19 protein-coding genes and 1 pseudogene are annotated in these 19,328 nt (G+C 70.9%); 9 read left to right on the top strand and 11 right to left on the bottom strand.

Going from position 1 to position 19,328, the window contains the following annotated elements; all coding sequences use genetic code 11:
* Positions 1-2: 2 nt before the first annotated feature.
* Positions 3-755: an SDR family NAD(P)-dependent oxidoreductase gene (locus tag KQY30_RS04740; protein ID WP_217305698.1), complete on the bottom strand. Its 753-nt coding sequence runs from the start codon at positions 753-755 to the stop codon at positions 3-5.
* 113 nt (positions 756-868) lie between these two features.
* On the opposite strand from KQY30_RS04740, the gene KQY30_RS04735 reads away from it, so the two are divergent.
* Complete coding sequence (locus KQY30_RS04735) at positions 869-2,365, top strand: MFS transporter (RefSeq protein ID WP_217305697.1); 1,497 nt, start codon at positions 869-871, stop codon at positions 2,363-2,365.
* Here KQY30_RS04735 and KQY30_RS04730 read toward each other — a convergent pair.
* The gene (locus tag KQY30_RS04730) at positions 2,362-3,843 is read right to left on the bottom strand and encodes an ATP-binding protein (protein WP_217305696.1); all 1,482 of its coding nucleotides are present in this window, start codon (positions 3,841-3,843) and stop codon (positions 2,362-2,364) included. The two genes, KQY30_RS04735 and KQY30_RS04730, sit on opposite strands and share 4 nt — an antisense overlap.
* Entirely contained in the window at positions 3,843-4,577 is a 735-nt protein-coding gene (locus KQY30_RS04725; RefSeq protein WP_217305695.1) for a response regulator transcription factor, read from the bottom strand. The genes KQY30_RS04730 and KQY30_RS04725 overlap by 1 nt, the downstream gene beginning before the upstream one ends.
* Positions 4,578-4,804: 227 nt before the next feature.
* Between KQY30_RS04725 and KQY30_RS04720 the strand changes: the two genes are divergently transcribed.
* The 3 genes and pseudogenes from KQY30_RS04720 (at position 4,805) to KQY30_RS04710 (ending at position 7,557) form a co-directional block, all read left to right on the top strand.
* Positions 4,805-6,181, top strand: a complete 1,377-nt coding sequence (locus KQY30_RS04720) for a ferric reductase-like transmembrane domain-containing protein (protein WP_217305694.1) — start codon at positions 4,805-4,807, stop codon at positions 6,179-6,181.
* A gap of 75 nt (positions 6,182-6,256) precedes the next feature.
* Positions 6,257-6,709: an FMN-binding protein gene (locus KQY30_RS04715; protein ID WP_217305693.1), complete on the top strand. Its 453-nt coding sequence runs from the start codon at positions 6,257-6,259 to the stop codon at positions 6,707-6,709.
* Positions 6,710-6,770: 61 nt separating this feature from the next.
* A pseudogene (locus KQY30_RS04710) lies at positions 6,771-7,557 on the top strand (FAD:protein FMN transferase).
* A 4-nt stretch (positions 7,558-7,561) separates the two neighbouring features.
* Here KQY30_RS04710 and KQY30_RS04705 read toward each other — a convergent pair.
* The 3 genes from KQY30_RS04705 to KQY30_RS04695 all read right to left on the bottom strand — a co-directional run bounded on the left by KQY30_RS04705 (position 7,562) and on the right by KQY30_RS04695 (position 10,453).
* On the bottom strand, positions 7,562-8,776 hold the full coding sequence (locus tag KQY30_RS04705) for a cytochrome P450 (protein WP_217305692.1): 1,215 nt from the start codon (positions 8,774-8,776) through the stop codon (positions 7,562-7,564).
* A gap of 77 nt (positions 8,777-8,853) precedes the next feature.
* The gene (locus KQY30_RS04700) at positions 8,854-10,218 is read right to left on the bottom strand and encodes an NAD(P)/FAD-dependent oxidoreductase (RefSeq protein WP_217305691.1); all 1,365 of its coding nucleotides are present in this window, start codon (positions 10,216-10,218) and stop codon (positions 8,854-8,856) included.
* Complete coding sequence (locus KQY30_RS04695) at positions 10,208-10,453, bottom strand: ferredoxin (protein WP_217305690.1); 246 nt, start codon at positions 10,451-10,453, stop codon at positions 10,208-10,210. The genes KQY30_RS04700 and KQY30_RS04695 overlap by 11 nt, the downstream gene beginning before the upstream one ends.
* A 144-nt stretch (positions 10,454-10,597) precedes the next feature.
* Here KQY30_RS04695 and KQY30_RS04690 point away from each other — a divergent pair, with 144 nt between their 5' ends.
* The 5 genes from KQY30_RS04690 (at position 10,598) to KQY30_RS04670 (ending at position 13,617) form a co-directional block, all read left to right on the top strand.
* Positions 10,598-10,786, top strand: coding sequence for a hypothetical protein (locus KQY30_RS04690; RefSeq protein WP_217311530.1), 189 nt, complete (start codon positions 10,598-10,600; stop codon positions 10,784-10,786).
* Between the two features lie 179 nt (positions 10,787-10,965).
* On the top strand, positions 10,966-11,472 hold the full coding sequence (locus tag KQY30_RS04685; protein ID WP_217305689.1) for a hypothetical protein: 507 nt from the start codon (positions 10,966-10,968) through the stop codon (positions 11,470-11,472).
* Positions 11,469-11,843 (top strand): transcriptional regulator, encoded by a 375-nt coding sequence (locus KQY30_RS04680; RefSeq protein ID WP_217305688.1) that lies wholly within the window; start codon positions 11,469-11,471, stop codon positions 11,841-11,843. The genes KQY30_RS04685 and KQY30_RS04680 overlap by 4 nt, the downstream gene beginning before the upstream one ends.
* Positions 11,843-12,754 (top strand): ABC transporter ATP-binding protein, encoded by a 912-nt coding sequence (locus KQY30_RS04675; RefSeq protein ID WP_217305687.1) that lies wholly within the window; start codon positions 11,843-11,845, stop codon positions 12,752-12,754. The genes KQY30_RS04680 and KQY30_RS04675 overlap by 1 nt, the downstream gene beginning before the upstream one ends.
* An 11-nt stretch (positions 12,755-12,765) precedes the next feature.
* Positions 12,766-13,617 carry an ABC transporter permease gene (locus KQY30_RS04670; protein ID WP_217305686.1) on the top strand — a complete coding sequence of 284 codons (852 nt, stop codon included), beginning with the start codon at positions 12,766-12,768 and terminating at the stop codon, positions 13,615-13,617.
* 55 nt (positions 13,618-13,672) lie between these two features.
* On the opposite strand, the gene KQY30_RS04665 is transcribed toward KQY30_RS04670, so the two are convergent.
* From KQY30_RS04665 to KQY30_RS04645, 5 genes are all read right to left on the bottom strand, one after another.
* A complete protein-coding gene (locus KQY30_RS04665) occupies positions 13,673-14,806 on the bottom strand; it encodes a hypothetical protein (protein WP_217305685.1) in 1,134 nt (377 codons plus the stop codon).
* Positions 14,807-14,851: 45 nt separating this feature from the next.
* Positions 14,852-15,913 (bottom strand): cupin domain-containing protein, encoded by a 1,062-nt coding sequence (locus KQY30_RS04660; protein WP_217305684.1) that lies wholly within the window; start codon positions 15,911-15,913, stop codon positions 14,852-14,854.
* Positions 15,914-15,965: 52 nt separating this feature from the next.
* Entirely contained in the window at positions 15,966-17,123 is a 1,158-nt protein-coding gene (locus KQY30_RS04655; RefSeq protein WP_217305683.1) for an ABC transporter substrate-binding protein, read from the bottom strand.
* Positions 17,124-17,294: 171 nt separating this feature from the next.
* A complete protein-coding gene (locus tag KQY30_RS04650) occupies positions 17,295-18,182 on the bottom strand; it encodes a fumarylacetoacetate hydrolase family protein (RefSeq protein WP_217305682.1) in 888 nt (295 codons plus the stop codon).
* A complete protein-coding gene (locus KQY30_RS04645; protein WP_217305681.1) occupies positions 18,179-19,297 on the bottom strand; it encodes a cupin domain-containing protein in 1,119 nt (372 codons plus the stop codon). The genes KQY30_RS04650 and KQY30_RS04645 overlap by 4 nt, the downstream gene beginning before the upstream one ends.
* Positions 19,298-19,328: the final 31 nt, after the last annotated feature.

Here is a 19,328-nt window from a genome sequence, read left to right as displayed (position 1 = left end):
CCTCAGCGGCCGCCGGATACGGTGATGTCGCTGCCCGTGACGAACGAGGCGGCCGGCGAGAGCAGCCAGGACACCGTGTCCGCGATCTCCTCCGGGCGGCCGAAGCGGCCGATCGGGCTGACGGCGGCGCCCTCCTCGAATCCCGGACCCTCCGTCATCTCGGTGGCGACGATGCCGGGGGAGACGCTGTTGACCCGGATGCCCTCGGAGGCGACCTCGTTGGACAGGGCCCGGCTGAAGGAGACCATGGCGCCCTTGGTGGCCGCGTAGGGGGAGAGGCCCGGCAGACCGCCGGTACGGGCAGCCACAGAAGCCATGTTGACGATGGATCCGCCCCGGCCGCCGTGCCGGGTGGACATCACCCGTACCGCGTGCTGGGCGCACACCATCGGACCGAGGACATTGATCTCCAGCAGCCGGGAGAGCGAGTCCGGGTCCTGCGCGTCGAGCGGGGCCTCGGCGCCCAGGCTTCCCGCGTTGTTGACCAGCGCGGTCACCGGTCCCAGCTCCCGCTCCGCCTGCTCGAACAGCTCCGCCACCTCCTTCGGCGACGACACATCGGCGCGGACGGCCTTCGCGTGCCCGCCCTTCGCGCGGATCCCGGCGGCCACTTCCTCGGCGGGCTCCGCGTGGGCGGCGTAGTCGACGGCCACGGCGTACCCCTGGGCTCCCAGCGCCGTGGCGATGGCGGCGCCGATCCCCCGGCTCGCCCCCGTCACAATGACCGTTCCGTGCTCGTCGTCGGTGCGCGGCATGACTCTCGCCTCCTCGTCGGCCTTCCTTTCCAACGTACTCGCGGGGGCGTATTTGTCCTCCGGACGAGTGACAGCGTGCGGGATGCCACCGACACGTGACGCAGACTGAGGCGATGACGACGTCTGCCGGACCGGTGCCGCCCACCGTCACCACCGCCGTACCGGCGCGGCTCGACCGGCTTCCATGGTCGCGATGGCACTGGATGATCGTCGTCGGGCTCGGCACGGTGTGGATCCTGGACGGCCTCGAAGTCACCATCGTCGGCAATATCGCGGGCCGGCTGTCCGAGGAGGGCAGCGGGCTGCCGATCACCTCCGCGCAGGTCACCGGGGTCGCCGCCGCGCTGTATGTGGCGGGCGCGTGTGCGGGCGCGCTGGTCTTCGGGCGGCTCACCGACCGCTACGGCCGCAAGAAGCTGTTCATGGTGACCCTCGCCGTCTATCTCGGGGCGACCGCGATGACCGCGCTCTCCTTCGATGTCGCGTGGTTCTTCGCCTTCCGCTTTCTCACCGGGTTCGGCATCGGCGGAGAGTACGCGGCCATCAACTCGGCCATCGACGAGCTGATCCCGTCCGCGTACCGGGGCCGGGTCGACCTGATCATTAACGGCAGCTACTGGCTGGGCGCGGTGGGCGGTTCGCTGCTGTCCATCGTGATGCTGAACACCGCGCTGCTGCCGGAGAACGTGGGCTGGCGCGTCTCCTTCGCGCTCGGTGTCGTCCTCGGCCTGGCCATTCTGCTCGTACGGCGGCAGGTGCCGGAAAGCCCGCGCTGGCAGCTCATCCACGGGTACGGCGAGGAGGCGGAGCAGCTCGTCGACTCCGTCGAGCGGCGCATCGAGGAGGAGAAGCAGCGGAAACTCCCGCCGGCGGACCGCGTGATCACCATCCACCAGCACAAGAGCGTCGGTTTCGGCCTCATCGCCAGGACGATCTTCCGCCGCTATCCACGCCGGGCGGTGCTCGGCCTGTCGCTTTTCATCGGGCAGGCGTTCCTCTACAACGCGATCACCTTCGGGTTCGGCACGATCCTGACCACCTTCTTCGGTGTACCGACCGGGCACACCGGCTACTACTTCGCGGTCATCGCCGCGGGCAACTTCGTCGGCCCGCTGCTGCTCGGCAAGCTCTTCGACACCGTCGGCCGCCGGATCATGATCTCTTCCACCTATCTGCTCTCGGGCATCCTGCTCTTCGTCACGGCCTGGCTCTTCGACTCCGGCGCGCTGACCGCCACCACACTCACCGCCTGCTGGTGCGTCGTGCTGTTCTTCGCGTCGGCGGGCGCGAGCAGCGCGTATCTGACGGTCTCCGAGATCTTCCCGATGGAGACCCGAGCCATGGCGATCGCCTTCTTCTACGCGCTGGGCACGGCGGCGGGCGGGATCAGCGGGCCGCTGGTCTTCGCGGACCTCACCGCGTCCGGGGTGGTCGGCGACACGGCGATCGCCTTCCGGATCGGTGCGGGCCTGATGTGCGCGGCGGGGCTGGTGGCGGTGTTCCTGGCGGTACCGGCGGAGCGCCGGGCGCTGGAGGACATCGCGGAACCGCTGTCCGCGGTGCCGCCCGGATCCGGGCGGTCCGGGCCGACCGGGCGCTCCGGGTCCTAACGCGGGGCGTCGTGCGGGGTGTCGCGCGGTGGCGCCGGGAGTACGAGCGTGAACACCGTCCCCCCGTCCCCGCTCGCCGCCTCCACCTTTCCGCCGTGCGCCGTCACCACCGCCCGTACGATCGCCAGGCCGAGCCCCGTACCGCCGTCCTTGCGCGAGCGGCCCTGGTCGGCCCGTACGAAACGGCCGAACACCTCGGGCAGCAGCGGCGCCGGGATCCCCGGGCCGTTGTCCGCCACCGTCAGCCGGACCTCGTCGGGACCGGCGGCCAGCCGTACGGATATCTCGGTGCTCGGGGGTGTGTGCGAGCGGGCGTTGGCGAGGAGGTTGCCGACGGCCTGGTGCAGCCGGTGCTCGTCGCCCGTCACGGCGACCGCCCGCGCCGGCAGATCCAGCAGCCAGCGGTGACCGGGGCCTGCCGCCCGCGCGTCGTCCGTGGCGTCCAGGACCAGCCGGGTCAGATCCACCGGACCGAGGTGCAGGGCATGGCCCGCGTCGATCCGGGCGAGCAGCAGCAGATCGTCCACGAGGCGGCTCATCCGTACGGACTCGGACTGGATACGGTCCAGGGAACGCAGGACCTGCGTGGGGACGGCACCCTGCTGGCGGAGGGCGAGTTCGGTGTGGCCGCGGATATTGGCCACGGGGGTGCGCAGTTCATGGCTGGCGTCGGCGGCGAAACGGCGCAGCCGCTCTTCACTGGCCTGGCGCCGCTCCAGCGCGTCGCCGACATGGCCGAGCATCCGGTTCACGGCGTTGCCGACCTGGCCGACCTCGGTGTCCGGGGCCGTGACCGGGACGGGCCGGGGCATGGCCACCTCGCCGCTCGCCAGGGGCAGCTCGGCGACGCTCGCCGCCGTCGCGGTGACCAGCCGCAGCGGGCGCAGGGACATACGTACCCACAGCGCCCCCGCGGTGCCGGTGGCGGCGAGGGCCACGCCGAAGACCACCGCCTCCACGCCCTCCAGCCGGTGGACCGTGTCCTCGACGGGGCGCAGCGGCAGGCCGGTGACCAGGACGTCGTGATCGTCGCCGCGTACGGCGGTGAGCCGGTAGGGACCCAGGTGCGACAGGCGCACACTGTGGCCGTGCGCGTCGACGGGCACGGACGCCAGGGCCCGCCGGTCGGCGGCGTCGAGCGGCACGGAGGCGTCGGAGTCCTCCTGGACGACCGCCGCCCGTGTCACCGTCCCCGGCAGCAGCCGGGCGCCGAACGTACCCTCCGACTGGCCGCGCGTATCGGGCACGTTGTCGGCGTCCGGGGTGTTCTCGTGCTCCAGGCTGGCCGCGAACCGTCCGTCGGACGCGGAAAGCTGCTGGTCGAGACGGCCGATCAGAAAGCCGTTGAGCGCGAGCACGGTGGTGATGCCCACCGCCGCGCAGGCCAGCGCGAGGAGCGCCACCAGCCCGGTGGTGAGCTGACCACGGAGGGTACGGGGCACCAGGGCCCGCGCCACGGCACTGGGGGACAGTCGCATCAGGCCCCCGGCTTCAGTACATAGCCCACGCCCCGCACGGTGTGGATCATCGCGGACCTGCCCGTGTCGACCTTCTTGCGCAGATAGCTGATGTACAGCTCGACGACATGCGCGCGACCGCCGAAGTCGTACGACCAGACCCGGTCCAGGATCTGCGCCTTGGAGAGCACCCGGCGGGGGTTGCGCATCAGGAACCGGAGCAGTTCGAATTCCGTGCGGGTCAGTTCGACGAGTTCACCGCCCCTGGTCACCTCGCGGGCGTCCTCGTCCATCACCAGATCGCCCACGGCCAGCCGGTCCACGCCCCCCGGCCCGCGCGCCATGCCCGCACGCCGCAGCAGGCCGCGCAGCCGCGCCAGCACCTCCTCCAGGCTGAAGGGCTTGGTCACATAGTCGTCGCCGCCCGCGGTGATCCCGGCGATCCGGTCCTCGACGGCGTCGCGCGCGGTCAGGAACAGGACGCAGACGTGCTCCAGCTCGGCACGGAGTCGGCGCAGCACCAACAGTCCGTCCATGTCGGGCAGCATCCAGTCCAGGACGACGGCATGCGGACGGAAGGTACGGGCCGCGGAGACCGCGGACACGCCGTCGGCGGCGGTCACGACGTGCCAGCCCTCGCCCGAGAGCACTCCGGCGAGGATCTCGGTGACATCGGGTTCGTCGTCGACGACCAGGATCCGTACGGGACCGCCGTCGGCGGCGCGCGGGCGTAGTCGGTGGCTCGGTGTGTTCATCGTCCGTCCAGCATCCCCCGGGAACGGGGAGCGCCGACGGGGCTTCGGCTCTGAGTTTCCTCTGAATCGGGCGGGGCCGACGGCGTTGAGAGCGCGGTCACAGGTTCCGCTGCGAGGCTCGCGATTCAGCGATGCGGCGCTTGAGCGATCCGGCGATGCGGGCGCTCCGGCGATCCGGCGACGCGGTGCTTCAGAGGCGAAGCAGGGAAGCAGCGAAGGGAGACTTCATGACCACCGCGACCCACGCCCGGCACGGTACGGGCGGTGGCGGTACCGGCCGTGCGGTACGGCCGCGGCGTGCGGGCGACGCCGTACCGGCGCTGGCGCAGGCCGTGATCTGGGCGGGCGCCGCCGGTGTCCTCGCCCTGTGGTGGAGCGACACGGAGTCGGTGGTGGGCGCGGCGGGGTGGCTGACCGGCGCGGGCCGGATCACCGGACTGCTGGCCGGGTACGGGTGTGCGGTCCTGTTGCTGCTCATGGCCCGGACACCGGCACTGGACCACAGCATCGGCACCGACCGGATGGCGCGCTGGCACGCGGCGGGCGGCCGTTACACCGTCTCCCTGGTCCTCGCCCATGTCCTGCTGATCGTCTGGGGCTACTCCCTCGTCTCGCGCTCCGGCGTGGTGGACCAGACGCGGACACTCGTCCTCGACTACCCGGAGATGCTCAAGGCCACCGCCGCCTTCCTCCTGCTGACCGGCACCGCGCTGGTCTCGGCGCGTGCCGCGCGTCGCCGGATGCGTTACGAGACCTGGCACTATCTGCACTTCGCCACCTATCTCGCGGTCTTTCTCGCCTTCGGCCACCAGCTCGCCAACGGCGCCGAGTTCATCGGCAGCCGGCCCGCCAGGGCCGCTTGGTACGCGCTGTATCTGACGGTGGCCGCGCTGCTCGTGTGGTACCGCTTCCTGGTTCCGGTACGGCGGGCCCTGCGCCACCGGATCCGGGTCGCGGGCCTGCGCCATGAGTCACCGGGTGTCGTCTCGGTCCATCTCACCGGGGAGCGGCTGGACGAACTGGGCGCACGGCCGGGGCAGTTCTTCCGCTGGCGCTTCCTGGCGCCCGGGCTGTGGTGGACCGCCAACCCGTACTCGCTGTCCGCGCCCCCGCTCGCCGGCCATCTGCGGATCACCGTCAAGGCGGCGGGCGGCCACAGCGCGGCGCTGGCGCGGCTGCGGCCCGGGACCCGGGTCTGGGCCGAGGGACCGTACGGCGCGTTCACCGCGGACCGGAGCCGGGCCCCGAAGACACTGCTGCTGGCGGGCGGGGCCGGGATCACACCGCTGCGGGCCCTGTTCGAGACCCTGCCCGGCGAGGTCACCCTGGTCTACCGGGCCCGCCGCCCCGAGGACCTCGCGCTGCGCGGCGAACTCGACGCCATCGCCGCGGCCCGTGGCGGTGTAGTCCACTACATCGCCGGTGAGCCCGGCGGCTACTCCTCGCCCCTGACCGCCCGCGCCTTGGCCCGTCTCGTACCGGACCTGGCCGCGCACGAGGTGTATCTGTGCGGGCCGCCCGGGATGGCGGAGGCCGCGAAGCGGGCCCTGCGGGTGGCCGGGGTACGGCGACGCCGTATCCACCACGAGTCGTTCACGTTTTGAGACGGAAAATCCAGTCTGAGACCGATTGTGTCGATTCCGAACCGGATCGTGCAGAGAGTCCCGAGGAGATCCACTGTGCGCAGAGCCGTCCTCGCCACCGCGTCGACCAGCACGCTCGTCGTCGTACTGCTCGCCCTCAAGCCGCACCACACCACCGCACTCGCCGACCGGGCGCCCGTGTCCGTGCCCGTACCGGCGCCGAGCGGGACCGTACCGTCCGGGCCTGGTCCGGCGGCGAGTCCGGCCGCGGGCACCGGCACCTACACAGGTGATCCCGTGGACACCCAATACGGCACGGTGCAGGTCTCCATCACGGTCGGGGCGGGGCGTCTGACGGGTGTGAAGGTCCTTCAGGCACCGTCCGGCGACGGTCACAGCCGGCGCGTCACCGCCGACGCCGTACCCCGTCTGACACAGGAGGCGCTCAGCGCGGGCAGCGCGCACATCGACGCGGTCTCCGGCGCCAGTTACACCAGCCAGGGCTATGTCCGGTCCCTGCAGAGCGCGTTGGACAGGGCCGGTGGCTGACCTCGGCCCGCCGCGCGGACCGGGCCGTGCGGAGCGCGCGACGAGCCATGTGGAGCATGTGATGGGCACCGTCTTCTCGTTCGACATCCGTGACCCGTGCACCCCCGCCATCGAAGCCGCGCTGGCCGAGGCGGTGGCCTGGCTGCGCCATGTCGACGAGGTGTTCTCCACCTACCGCCCCGACAGCACCATCAGCCGCCTCGCGCGCGGCGAACTCCTGCTCGCCGAGTGCTGCGAGGAGGTACGGGAGGTCCTCGCCCTCTGCAAGAGCGCGGTACGGGCGAGCGGTGGCTGGTTCAGCCATCTCGCGGGCGGCACCCTCGACCCCTCCGGTCTGGTCAAGGGCTGGTCCGTCGAACGTGCCTCGCGGATCCTGTACGAGGCGGGCGCCCGCAACACCTGTGTCAACGGCGGCGGCGATCTCCAACTGCGCGGTGAGGCGGCGCCCGGCGTCCCCCTGGCGCGTCGGCATCGCGCACCCGCTGCGCGCCGGTGAGCTGTGCGTGGTGGTCACCGGCCGCGATCTGGCCGTCGCCACCTCGGGCTGCGCCGAGCGCGGCGCCCATATCCTCAACCCCCACCGGGGCGTTCCCGCGCGGGGCCACGCGTCCGTCACCGTGGTGGGCACCGGGCTCACCACGACCGACGCGTACGCGACCGCGGCCTTCGCCATGGGGGACATGGCCAGGGACTGGCTCCAGTCCCTGGACGGCTACGAGGGGTTCGCGGTGACACCCGAGGGCGGGTCCTGGTGCACGGACGGATTCCCCGGGGTGCTTCCGGGCGCGCGCCCCGGCGTACTCCCTCGCGTGCTCCCCGGAACGCGGACCGGCGCGCCGGATCCCTGAGCGCTCACCCGCGTTCGATCAGCAGATGCCGGGGCCCGCGCAGCAGCGGGCTGCGCCGGTACGGCGGCGGGTCCTCCACCAGCCGGAAGTCCTCCAGATACGGCAGGAGCGAGCTGAGCGCGATCTGTGCCTCGACCCGGGCCAGCGGGGCACCGAAACACGTGTGCACACCGCTGCCGAAGCCGAAGTGCTGGTTGTCCTCCCGCGTCGGGTCGAAGCGGTCGGGGTCGTCGAAGCGCAGCGGGTCGCGGTTGCCGGACGCGAGCATCAGGATCAGCGGCGCACCCTTGGGGATGGTGACGTCCGTGACCTCGATATCGGTCAGCGGGGTGCGCTGCGGCAGCATCTGGACGGGCGGTTCGTAACGCAGCAGCTCCTCCACGGCCTTGGGCATCAGCTCGGGCTTGTCGCGCAGCAGCCGCAGCGCGTCCGGCTTGCGCAGAAACGTCAGCACACCGTTGCTGATCAGATTGACCGTCGTCTCGTGCCCGGCGATCAGCAGCAGTGTCGCCGTCGTCATCAACTCGGGCCTGGTCAGGCGGCCTTCGGGACCGGCGTCATTGACCAGGGCGGAGAGGATGTCGTCCGAGGGACGGCCGCGCCGGGTGTCGGACAGATCGCCCAGATAGTCGGCCATCGCGGCTCGCGCCTCCATGCCCTCATGGAGGCGTTCCTTGTGCTCCTGGTCGTTCACGGTGCCGAAGTCGAAACTGGCGATGACCGCGTTCGTCCACTCGCGGAGCCGCGGCATGTCCTCCTGGGGCACGCCCAGCATCCGGCAGATCACGGTGACCGGGAGCGGATAGGAGAAGTCCTCGACGACATCGACCCGGTCCTTGTTCCGGAACGTGGCGATCAGGTCCTCGGTGATCCGCGTGATGTCCGCGCGCAGGTCGTCGATGCGGCGCGGGGAGTGGGGCGGGCCGAAGGGCCGCATGGTGATCCGGCGGAGCCGGTCGTGCTCGGGGTCGTCGAGCCCGATGAAGGCCGGCGGATCGCCCCTCCTGAGCAGTTCCTCCTCGGGATTGGTGCGGTTGTGCGGATCCGAGCTGATCCGCGGATCGTGCAGCAGGGCGGCGATCTCGTGGTACGTACCCACCAGATAGCTGCCGTCGTCCTGCCGCGCCACACCGCTCTCGCGCAGCTCGGCGTAGAGCGGATAGGGGTTGGCGCGGTTCGTGTAGTCGGTGATCCGCCGGAACAGGGTTTCCGGTTGCATGAGCGGGGCCTCCTCGATCGAGGGCGGACGGCGGGGAAGTCTGCGGACAGCGGGGGAGCGGGCGACACCGGCCGAGGTCAGTCGTGCCGCACCAGCGTCAGCCGGCGGTCCGGGAAATGGCCGGTGAGGGCCACGGTCGGACCGTGCGACAGCAACTGAGGGGGCGGTACGTCGGACGGTACGGGCTCGGACGGTACGGGCCGGTCGGCGGCGCCCGGCGCGGGGGGAAACGGTGCCGCCGTCTCGATCAGCCGCTGGTAGTGCTCCAGCCACTTGGCCCGGTTCACACTGACCGCGGCGGTGATCCGGCCCCGGTAGCCGTAGACGGCGACCAGCCTGCGCTCGCGCAACGAGCCCTGGGCGATGAGCACTTGGTCCGAGAAGGTCGGCACACCGACGGACTTGATGTTCAGGCCGAACTGACTGGACCAGAAGACCGGCACCGTCAGATGCGGGCGTCTGCACGGCCCCGGGCTGACCATGTTGTGAGCGGCCACCTCTGCCTGGGCGACCGCGTTGCCCCAGTGTTCGAGGGACAGCATCTGGTACTCGAAGAGCGGATGCGGGAAGCGGGCCACATCGCCCGCCACGAAGATGTTGTCGGTGACGATCCCGTACATGTCGAAGGCACGGCACCCGGCGTCGCAGGCCACCCCCCGCGGGCCCGCGGCCAGCCCGGCCTCCGCCAGCCACTCGGTGTTGCGGACGGCCCCCAGGGCGACCACGGCGACATCGGCCTCGATCCGGCTGCCGTCGGAGAACTCGGCGCCGGTGAGCCGGCCGCCGTTCCCCCTGAGAGCGGTTACCGTCACGCCGCAGCGCAGATCGACTCCGTGATTGCGCTGAAGGGCCGCGGCGAGCGAGCCGAGTGCGCCGCCGAGCGCACCGACCAGCGGGGCAGGGCCGCGCTCGGCGACCGTCACCTCAAGTCCGCGCTCGCGGCAGGCCGAGGCGATCTCGGAGCCGGTGAATCCGGCGCCGATCACCAGGACCCGGCGCGGCCCGGCGTCGAGCCGCTCGACGAGGCGGCTCGCGTCGTCGGTGGTACGGAGGGTCAGTACGCCGTCGAGCGCGGCCTCGTCGGGGTGCGGCCAGGGGCGGGCCCGCGTCCCGGTGGCGATCAGCAGCCGGTCGTACGGCAGCGGCTCCCCGTCGGCGAGGAGCACCCGCCTCCCGATCCCGTCCAGACCGACGGCACGCACCCCGAGCCGCCAGTCCGCGTCCACCTCGCGGCGGGACGGCAGCCCGACATCCCGTGCGCCCACCCGTCCGAGCAGCACCTGTTTGGACAACGGCGGACGGTCGTACGGAGGATCGGGCTCCTCCCCGACCAGGGTCAGCGAACCGGTGAAGCCTTCCGCGCGCAGCGCTTCGGCGGCGCGCAGCCCGGCCAGGGAGGCGCCCACGATGACGATCCGGCCGTCGAGCCGCTCACCGGACACCGGCGCCCGCTCGCTCCCCGGCGCCGGTCCGCCCTCCGGTGCCCGCGCGCTCCCCGACGAGGATGGCCTGCACCGGACAGGCCGTCGCCGCGCGGAGGACCCGTTCACGCTGGTCGTCGGGGGCGGTCGGGGTGTACATGAGGGCCTCCTCGCCATGCAGTTCGAACACCTGCGGGGCGAGAAACGCGCATTGTGCGTAACTCTGACAGCGATTGAGATCGACGACGATCTGCATCCCGGACCACTCCTCCGTGCCGCCCGCCGTCTCCGTCCTACTCCTTGCGGGGGAGTGGCGCGAGTGGAGCGGACCCGGTCGTGCGAGTACCCCATGGGGGTATATCCTCGGGAGAGTCCCGCCGGACGACCAGAGGAGAGGTCCATGAACACCGCGAGGTCCATGAACACCGCGCTGAGGATCACCGCCTTCGCCGCCATGCTCGCGGCGGCCTTCGGTGTCGCGTACGGGGTCGGGAACGCCGTCGATCCCGTCATGGCGGATCCGCGGCCGGCGAAGCACGAGCCCGCGCCCACGGCGTCGCCCGAGCCGTCCCACGGGATGTCCCACTAGTCGATGCCCCTCCCTGGAACTTCGGCCCCGTCCCCGGCCCCGGCCCCGTCCCCGTCCTGTCGCTCTCCCTGTCCTGTCCTGTCCCGTCCGGTGCCGGTGAGCTGCCGACTTGCCTATGTGGAAAGTCAAGGATAACTTTCCTCATGGGCAAGTGAAGCGGGGACGGGAGGGCGAGCGACGTGAGTACGTCGGTCAGTGCCGAACAGGCATGGAGGGACCTGCAGCGCATCCGAGTGCCGCAGGAGCGGGTGTACGACGAGGTCGAGCGGTCCGCCGCGGGCGGCTCGGGCACCACCTGGGCCACGGCCGTGCTGATGTGGCTGTTCCTGGCCGGCCTCGGCCTGGACCTGCCCTGGTGGGGCGTGGGGCTGGTCATGGCCGTGTACGTCGCGCTGCTGAGCGTGCTGACCGTGCGCCACAACCGGCGGAGCCGGGTGCGCCTGCACCACACGCACTGCACCTGGCGGATGTTCGGCACCTTCGTCGCGGGGGCGGTGGTGACCGGCGGGACGACCCTGCTGTCCGGCCATCTGGTCGATCCGCTGGAGCCGATGGCCGCCAGTCTGATCCAGGCCACGGTCTCGGCGACGGTGTTCGTGCTGTTCGTCGGGCCGACGAGCCGCTGGGCGGCCGGGTCGGCGCGGGGCCGCGGCACCCGGACCGCGGGCGCGGGGGCGGACCGATGAGCGTGCCCGCCGGCTTCGACGAGCTGATCCACCCCGCCACCCGGCTGTCGGTGGTCGCGCTGCTCGCCGCCACCGAGTGGGCGGACTTCGCGTTCGTCCGCGACAGCCTCTCGCTCAGCGACTCCGCGCTCTCCAAACAGCTTCACACCCTGGAGGAGGCCGGCTATCTGGAGCTCCACAAGGACGGCGGCGGCCGCAAGCGACGGACCAGGGTACGGCTGACGGACCGCGGCCGGACCGCCTTCGAGGGGCACGTCGCGGCGCTCCGGGCGATCGTCGAGGGCGCCGGTCCCCAGGCGGCGGGCGCCGGTCCCACGGCGGCCGCCGAGACACCACCACCACGACAGCGACACCACTCGGGGGCGAGTTGATGACGTCGAAGCAGATGCACACCCAGCCGGTCGTCCACGCGCGCGACGTGACGATGACGTACGGCGACATCGACGTCCTCCACGGCGTCGACCTGGACATCCACCGCGGCGAGGTCTTCGCGCTGCTCGGACCCAACGGCGCGGGGAAGACCACCACCGTCGAAATCCTGGAGGGCTTCCGGCGGCGTTCCGCCGGCCAGGTGAGCGTCCTCGGTACGGACCCGGAGCTGGGCGACGACGCGTGGCGCGGCCGGATCGGACTGGTCCTTCAGTCCTGGCGCGACCACCGCCGCTGGCGGGTCGCCGAGCTGCTGACGCACTTCGCCATGTACTACCCCGACCCGCGCGACCCGGCCGAACTGCTGGCCCTGGTCGGCCTCACCGACCACGCCGGCCGGCAGGTGGAGCGGCTGTCCGGTGGCCAGCGCCGGCGGCTGGACGTCGCGCTCGGCATCGTCGGCCGTCCCGAACTCCTCTTCCTGGACGAGCCGACCACCGGCTTCGACCCGGAGGCCCGGCACGAGTTCCATGTCCTGGTCGAACGGCTGGCCCGCGACGAAGGCGTCACCGTCCTGCTCACCACCCACGACCTGGTGGAGGCCGAGCGGCTCGCCGACCGGATTGCCATGCTGGTCGGCGGCCGGATCCGGGCCTGCGGCACACCCGCGGAACTGGCCCGGCGGGCCGCTGCCCAGGCCGAGGTCCGCTGGACGGCCGACGACGGGACGTCCCGCCGCGAACGCACCGAGGACCCCTCGCAGTTGGTCTGGGAACTCCACCGGCTCGCGCACGGCCCGATCCCCGGCCTGGAGGTCCGCCGCCCGACGCTGGAGGACACCTACCTGCACATGGTGAACCGGGGGACGGACGGCACGGACAGCAACGCGGACAAGGAGGCACAGGCCGCATGAGGAGGACACCCATGACGAACGGTCTGCGTGCCGGGCTCCAGCGCGGCGGCATCGAGCTGCGGCACCTCCTGCACAACGGCAAGGAGATGTCCGGCCATCTGAGCAACGTGGTCGTCGCGCTGCTCGTCGCCGCCTACATCAGCGACGACGTGCCGGGCACCCGGACCCCGATGGCCCATCTGATGCTGGCCGGCTTCGCCGCCTATCTGCTGTTCCAGGTCGGACTGATCAACCTCCCGCAGATGCTCGTGGCCGAGCGGGAGGAGGGCGCCCTGCTGCGGCTGCGTGCCACGCCCGGCGGGATACCGGCCTACCTCGTCGCCAAGTGCATCCTGATCGTCGTCGTGGCGATCGGCACCCTGGGCCTGCTCCTGGCGGCCGCGGCGCTGCTGGTGGACGGGCCACTGCCCAACGGGCCGGGCGACTGGCTGACGCTGCTGTGGGTGACCACGCTCGGGCTGCTCGCCGTCGTACCGCTGGGCGCGGCCGTGGGCGCGGTACTGCCCAACCCCCGTGAGGCGCTGGCGTTGGTCATGCTGCCGACGATGGCGCTCCTGTTCACCTCCGGAACGGTGTTCCCGATCACCTCGCTGCCCGTGCCGGTTCAGCAGGTGGCCGCGGTCTTCCCGCTCAAGTGGATGGCGCAGGGTCTGCGTTCGGCGCTGCTCCCCGACGCGGCACGGACCGCCGAGGCGGCCGGTTCCTGGGAACTGCCCATGGTCGCCCTGGTCCTGGCCGCCTGGGCGGTCCTCGGGTTCCTTCTCGCGGTGCCCCTCCTGCGCCGCGCCGCCCGCCGCGAGTCCGGCTCCCGTCTGTCCGAGCGGCACCACAAGGCGGCACAGAGCGGCGCGCTGCCCGGGTAGGCGGCGTTCCGGCGCCGGACGGCGCCGGGCACCGAACCGGCGCGGCGCCTCCCGGTCAGGCGGTCCCCGTGTAGAGGTCCTCGGGCATGTCCGGTGAAATCCCCTGCCGCGTCAGGGCGTTGGCGTAGTCGCGTCGTATCCGCGGGTCCTCGTCCTCGTACGGCAGCAGGCTGCCGCCCTCCCGTACGCTGACGAGCACCCCGGGACGGCCGCCCACGATCGGGTTGCCGGCCCGGCGGATGCCCGTCGGGTGTTTCACACCGCCGCGGAAGGCGAGCTGCCGTGCGGTCTCCGCGCCGGTGTTGAAGTGCTGGTGGAACCACTTGCTCGGCGGGCTGTAGACGGAGCCCTCGCCCCACTCCACCCGCACCACCCGGTCACCGTTGCCCGATTCGTACGGGCGGCTGCCCGCCTCCTGCGGCCAGATCAGGACATAGCCGCTGGACCGCAGACCGAAGAGAACGGCCCCGCCGAGATGGTGGTGTGCCTTGTGGTAGCGGCCCACCGGCCAGGAGGTGATGTGCGCGGCGATCGTGTTGCCGGCCATCTCGAAGACGGTCGCGTCCACACCACTGCCCTTGACCCCGAGCGAGTCCAGCGCGATCTCATGGACATCGGCGATGAAGTTGGTCTCGGCGACACCGCCGAAGTAGTTCTCGTACCGCCTGGCCGCGGAGTAGTAGTCGGTCTCGCCGGGAGAGAACCGGTCGGTGAAGCGGTAGTCGTTGGCGAAGACGAAGTCCTCGTTGTGGAACAGGTCCAGCACCATCGGCGCGTCATTGACGGCCATATAGACGACGGGCTCCGACCCGGTGTTGTGCAGGACGTAGGCGCAGTTGAGCGGGATGGCGAAGAAACTGCCCCGCTGCCACTCGAAGCTGGTCCTGCGCGAGTCCCCGGGCAGCCAGACATCGGCCGTGCCGCGCCCCGACAGTACGGTGATGAACTGCTGGTGGAGGTGCTGCTGGCGCTCCAGCGACCGGCGGGGGGCGATCTCGCCGATCTGCATACCGGTGAAGCCCTCCATGCCGTGGAGATGGACGAACGCGGCCCGGCCCCCGGTGCGTGCCCAGTCGGCGCGCTCCACCGTACGGACATCGGCGATGCCGTAGCCGCGGTGGACCGGGATCCCCTCCTTGCGCATCCAGGTGTCGTAGAAGGTCTCCCGGGCCTGGCCGGACGGTGCCATCGGTCACTCCTCTTCCATCGCGCGACTCGTGCGTTGTGCGGTTCGTCAGTCGTGGAACTCGTCCATGCGGGAGGCGATGCCGTGTGCGGCGCACGCCTCGCGGTACATCCGCCGGACCGCCGGGTCCTCGTCCGCGTAGTCGATCTGGTCGCCGCCGAGGCGGGTGCTGATGGAGGACATCGGCAGCCCGGTAGCCGGGTCGCGGCGTGCGTTGAGATGGCGCAGGGCGAGGTAACGGGCGGGCGTGGCACCGGTGTTGAAGTGCTGGTGGAAGGTCTCGCCCGGCGGTATGACCAGTGAGCCCTCCGCCCAGTCGTACCGCCGGATCGGCTCGCCCTCCTTCCACATCAGGCTGTAACCGGTCCCGCTGAGGATCACCACATGGGCGCCGGGCGAGTGCCGGTGTGCCTTCTTGTACGTACCGACGGGGAACTCCGACACATGCGCCATCATCGTGTTCCTGGCCAGCTTGAACTGGACGTTCGTGCCGCCCGCGCCTCGCTCGCGGTACGCGACGAGCTGGAAGTCCCGTACGTCGGGGATGAAGTTGCTCTCCCACAGCCGGCCCGTCAGTGTGCCCTCGCCACTGAAATAGCCGGACTCCCCGGAGAAGCGGGACGGGAAGTCGTAGGGGCAGTCGAAGACGAACCCCGCCTCGTCGAACAGGTTGATGACCACGGGGGCGTTGGTCACGGCGAGCAGGGTTGCCGGCTCCTCACCGCTGCTGTTGAAATGCTGGTAGCGGACATTCAGCGGGATCGCGAACAGCGATCCGTGCTGCCACTCGAAGCTCTGCGGCTCCCCGCCGGGCCCCCACACCGTCGTACTGCCCCGCCCGGAGAGCGCATAGATCATCACCTCGTGCAGATGGCGCACGGGGTGGAGGTGCTGCCCGGGCGGGATGCGGCAGACATAGCAGTCGTTGCTCCGGTCGCTGGCGTCATGGTGGATGAAGCAGCCGTGACCGCCGGTCCGAGCCCAGGGTTTGAGCGGGACCTCCCGGAGGTCGGGGATGTGGAAGCCGGGGACGATGTCGATGCCCTGGCCGCGGGACCACCGGGCGTACGCGGTGGGCGGAGCGGATGCCCGCCGCGGCTGCGCTGTCATGACTGCCTCCAGAAAGGGGTCTTCTCCTGCGGGTAGCGCGGGCCGCCGCAGACTACTGAGGGCCGAGCAGCTCGATCAGCATCTTCTGGAGCCGCTTCACATCCTTGGTGAGGACGTTCCAGCCGTAGCTGTCGTAGTACTCGCTGCCCGCCTGGGGAACGGTCGCGCCCAGATCCGCCGGCACCGGCACATCCGCGCGGTTGCTCGGCACCTGGAGCGCCTTCGTCCACACCGCGTTGCCGTCCTTGCACACCAGCCAGTTGACCAGCAGCTTGGCCGCCTCCGGGTGCGGAGCCTTGTTGTCGAGGGCCAGCAGGCTGGAGCCACCGGTCGCCACGGGCGGCGCACCGGTGAGCTTGAGCTGCTTCAGCGGCAGCCCCTCGGCCAGCGCCTCCTCGGTCTCCGCGGTCTGGAGCGACAGACCGAAGGCGAACTTGCCCCGGGCGATGTCGTCCAGCTCCTGGCGCTGGTCGGTCAGCAGGGTCGGCTTCTGGTCCACATAGAGCGACTTGACGAAGTCCTGGCCGTAGGCCTGCTCGAAGGCGCCGACGTCGTAGATGGCCCCGCCGTTGGAGCGCGGGTCGTCCACCACGATCTTTCCCTTCCACTTCGGATCGAGCATGTCCTCGAAGGAGGTCAGCTCGCCGTCCTTGACCAGGTTGGTGTTGACCACCACACCGGAGTCGACATAGTTCGAGAGCTGAAGGATCTTCTCCTTCTCGGGATCGACCCACTTGGGCGCCCCGTCACGCCAGTTGGCCGCGGTGAGCAGCGCCGGGTCGAGCGCGTCCTTGAGGGAGGTGAGCCAGCCCTCGCCGTAGTAGGTGCTCGACATGGTGTTTCCGCCGCCGCCGAACACATCGTGGGTGTAGATGCCTGCCTTGCGCTCGGCCTGGAGCTTGGCCGCGATGTCACTGTTGCGGCCGCCGACATAGGTGACCTTGACACCGTAGGTCTCCTCGAACGCCTTCGGTATGTCGGTACGCACACTGCCGTCGGGCGTACCCGTCATCACCACCTCCCCCTCCTTCTTGGCCGCTCGGGCCAGGGTGCCGTCGGGGTCGGGACAGCCCGCGGAGACACGCGTACCGCCGGCGCGGCCCGCGTCCGCGCTCTCTGGGGAATCGTTGGACGTGCCTCCCGCGCAGCCTCCGAGGAGCAGCACCGCGGCGGCGGGGAGAATGAACCCGGCCTTCGTCGTCATCGACATGGCCCTCACCTGATTCTCTGTGCGAGTGAGCGATATGGCTGGGGGTGTCAGGACCATAGCCATCACGTTCGCGTCGCCGGAATACTCGCGTCGAATATTCCGTCAGCAGGAATGCCGGGCTGTTCCATGGGCGTCCAAGGGCTGTCCGGCGCCGCCCTGTCCGGCGTGGATCTATGCGGCCCGGACCTGTTCGGCGCGGACCGGCAGTGTCATGGCGCCGAGCCGGCTGATCGAGGTGTACAGCACATCGCCGGGCAGGATCGGCCCGACACCGGGCGGCGCGCCGGTGAAGAGCACATCGCCGGGGTTCAGTGTCATCATGCGCGACGCGTACGCGACGATCTCCGGTACCGGGGTGATGAGCGCGGAGGTGTTGACCGCCTGCCGCTGCTCGCCGTTGCAGGTCAGCAGGATGTCGAAGTCCGCCGGATCGCCCGCCTCGTCGCTGGTGGTGAGCCAGGGGCCCAGCGGGCTGAAGGTGTCATAGCTCTTGCGCCGCGACCGGTCGGCCGCGCTGCGTACGGTGATGTCGAGACCGATCGTGTAACCGAGCACATGCTGCAGCGCGTTCTCGACCGGGATGTCCTTGCCGCCCGTACCGATCACCACGACGAGTTCGGACTCGTGGTGGATCTCGCTGCCCTCCTCCAGCACATCGCGCGGCAGCACGATGCCGTCCGAGGGTCCCACGACCGACGACGGTGCCTTGAGGAACACATCGAAGTTCATCATCCAGGACTCGACCTGCCCCAGTGTGCGGCGCTGCACCGAGTGCATCTCGTCGACGTGTGCCTGGTAGTTGCTGGCCGAGGCGATGATCTTGGTCGGTGCCAGCACCGGCGCGGCCAGCCGTACCGACTCCAGCGGCCGGCCCCGGCCGTTGGCCGCCGCTTCCTCCAGCGCGGGCGCGAGCACCGCGAAGTCCCGGCACAGGCCGCGCCACCAGCCCGCGAGCAGCGGATCGGGCTCATGCGGCCACGGCAGTACGGCCGTGACGTCCACCACGTGGTCCCCGGTCACCACACCCAGGCGCCGGTCGTCGAAGATCGCGAGTCTCATACGCCCACCGAGTCCTTCGGCCGGAGCGCCGCCGGGGTGAACACACCGGTCACCTGCTGATGGGCGTCGAGCGCCAGTTCGCGGTGGATGCCCAGAGCCCGCAGTACGGGGCTGTCGCCGATGGAGAACAGGTCCGCGCCCTCCTCGCTGGCATGCTCGGCCGCGGCCCAGGACGGTACGACGAACATGTCACCGGCCGACCAGTCGAAGCGCTGCCCCTCGATCACCGACGAGCCGGAACCCCGGTGCACGACGAACACACCGTTGCCGGTGCGCCGTACGGGCAGGGTCCGCGCGCCCGGTACCAGCCGGTGCATCGCACAGTTCATGGTCGGCAGCACACTGGCACCGGTCTCGGGACTGACGAATTCGATGCTCACCAGCGGCTCCCCGCTCTCGGCGGCCAGCCGCGACAGCTCCCGGTCGGTGTCCTGCCACCGGTAGACCAGCAGCGGTGAGTGTTCGGTGGTGAGTACGTCCCGTACCGCTCCGCTGACGAAGCGCGGCCCCGGACCGGCCTCCCGCTCCGACCGGTTGTGCGGGTCCGAGTCCGGCTGCCGCACATCGGGGTACGGTTCGAAGAACACCGCGTCCAGCGCCTCGATCATCGGCAGATCCAGCCCGTCGAACCACAGCATCGGTCCGTCGCTGGCGCTGCTGTGGTCGTGCCAGTTCCACGACGGTGTGAGAATCAGGTCACCGGGGTGCATGTCGCACACATCGCCGTCCACGGTGGTCGCCACCCCGTCCCCTGACAGGATGAAGCGGATGGCGCCCGGGGTGTGCCGGTGGGCCGGTGCCGTCTCGCCGGGCCCGAGGCACTGAATCGCGCCCCACAAGGTCCCGGCGGCGTACGGCAGTCCGCCCAGCCCCGGATTGCCGAGGCTCAGCACCCGGCGCTCCCCGCCGCGCTCCACGGGCACCAGCCGCAGGGCCCGCTCGGCGAGTTCGGTCAGCACCTCGGAACTCCACAGCCAGGGCACCGAGCGCGGGCGCGGTGCCGGCGGCAGCAGATCACGGGTGATCGTCCACAGCGGATGCAGGTCGACTGCGGCCAGATCCCCGTACAGGGCCGCCAGTTGGGTCTCTTCGTCTTTCATGGGTTGCTCTGTCATGGGTCCTCTTTCGCCTGTGGTGCTCGTCATC

The sequence above is a fragment of the Streptomyces sp. GMY02 genome, from assembly GCF_019056675.1.
GTDB lineage: Bacteria > Actinomycetota > Actinomycetes > Streptomycetales > Streptomycetaceae > Streptomyces > Streptomyces odonnellii.
Note: the sequence above shows the minus strand (reverse complement) of the source record. Positions and strands in the feature narration are given on the sequence as shown.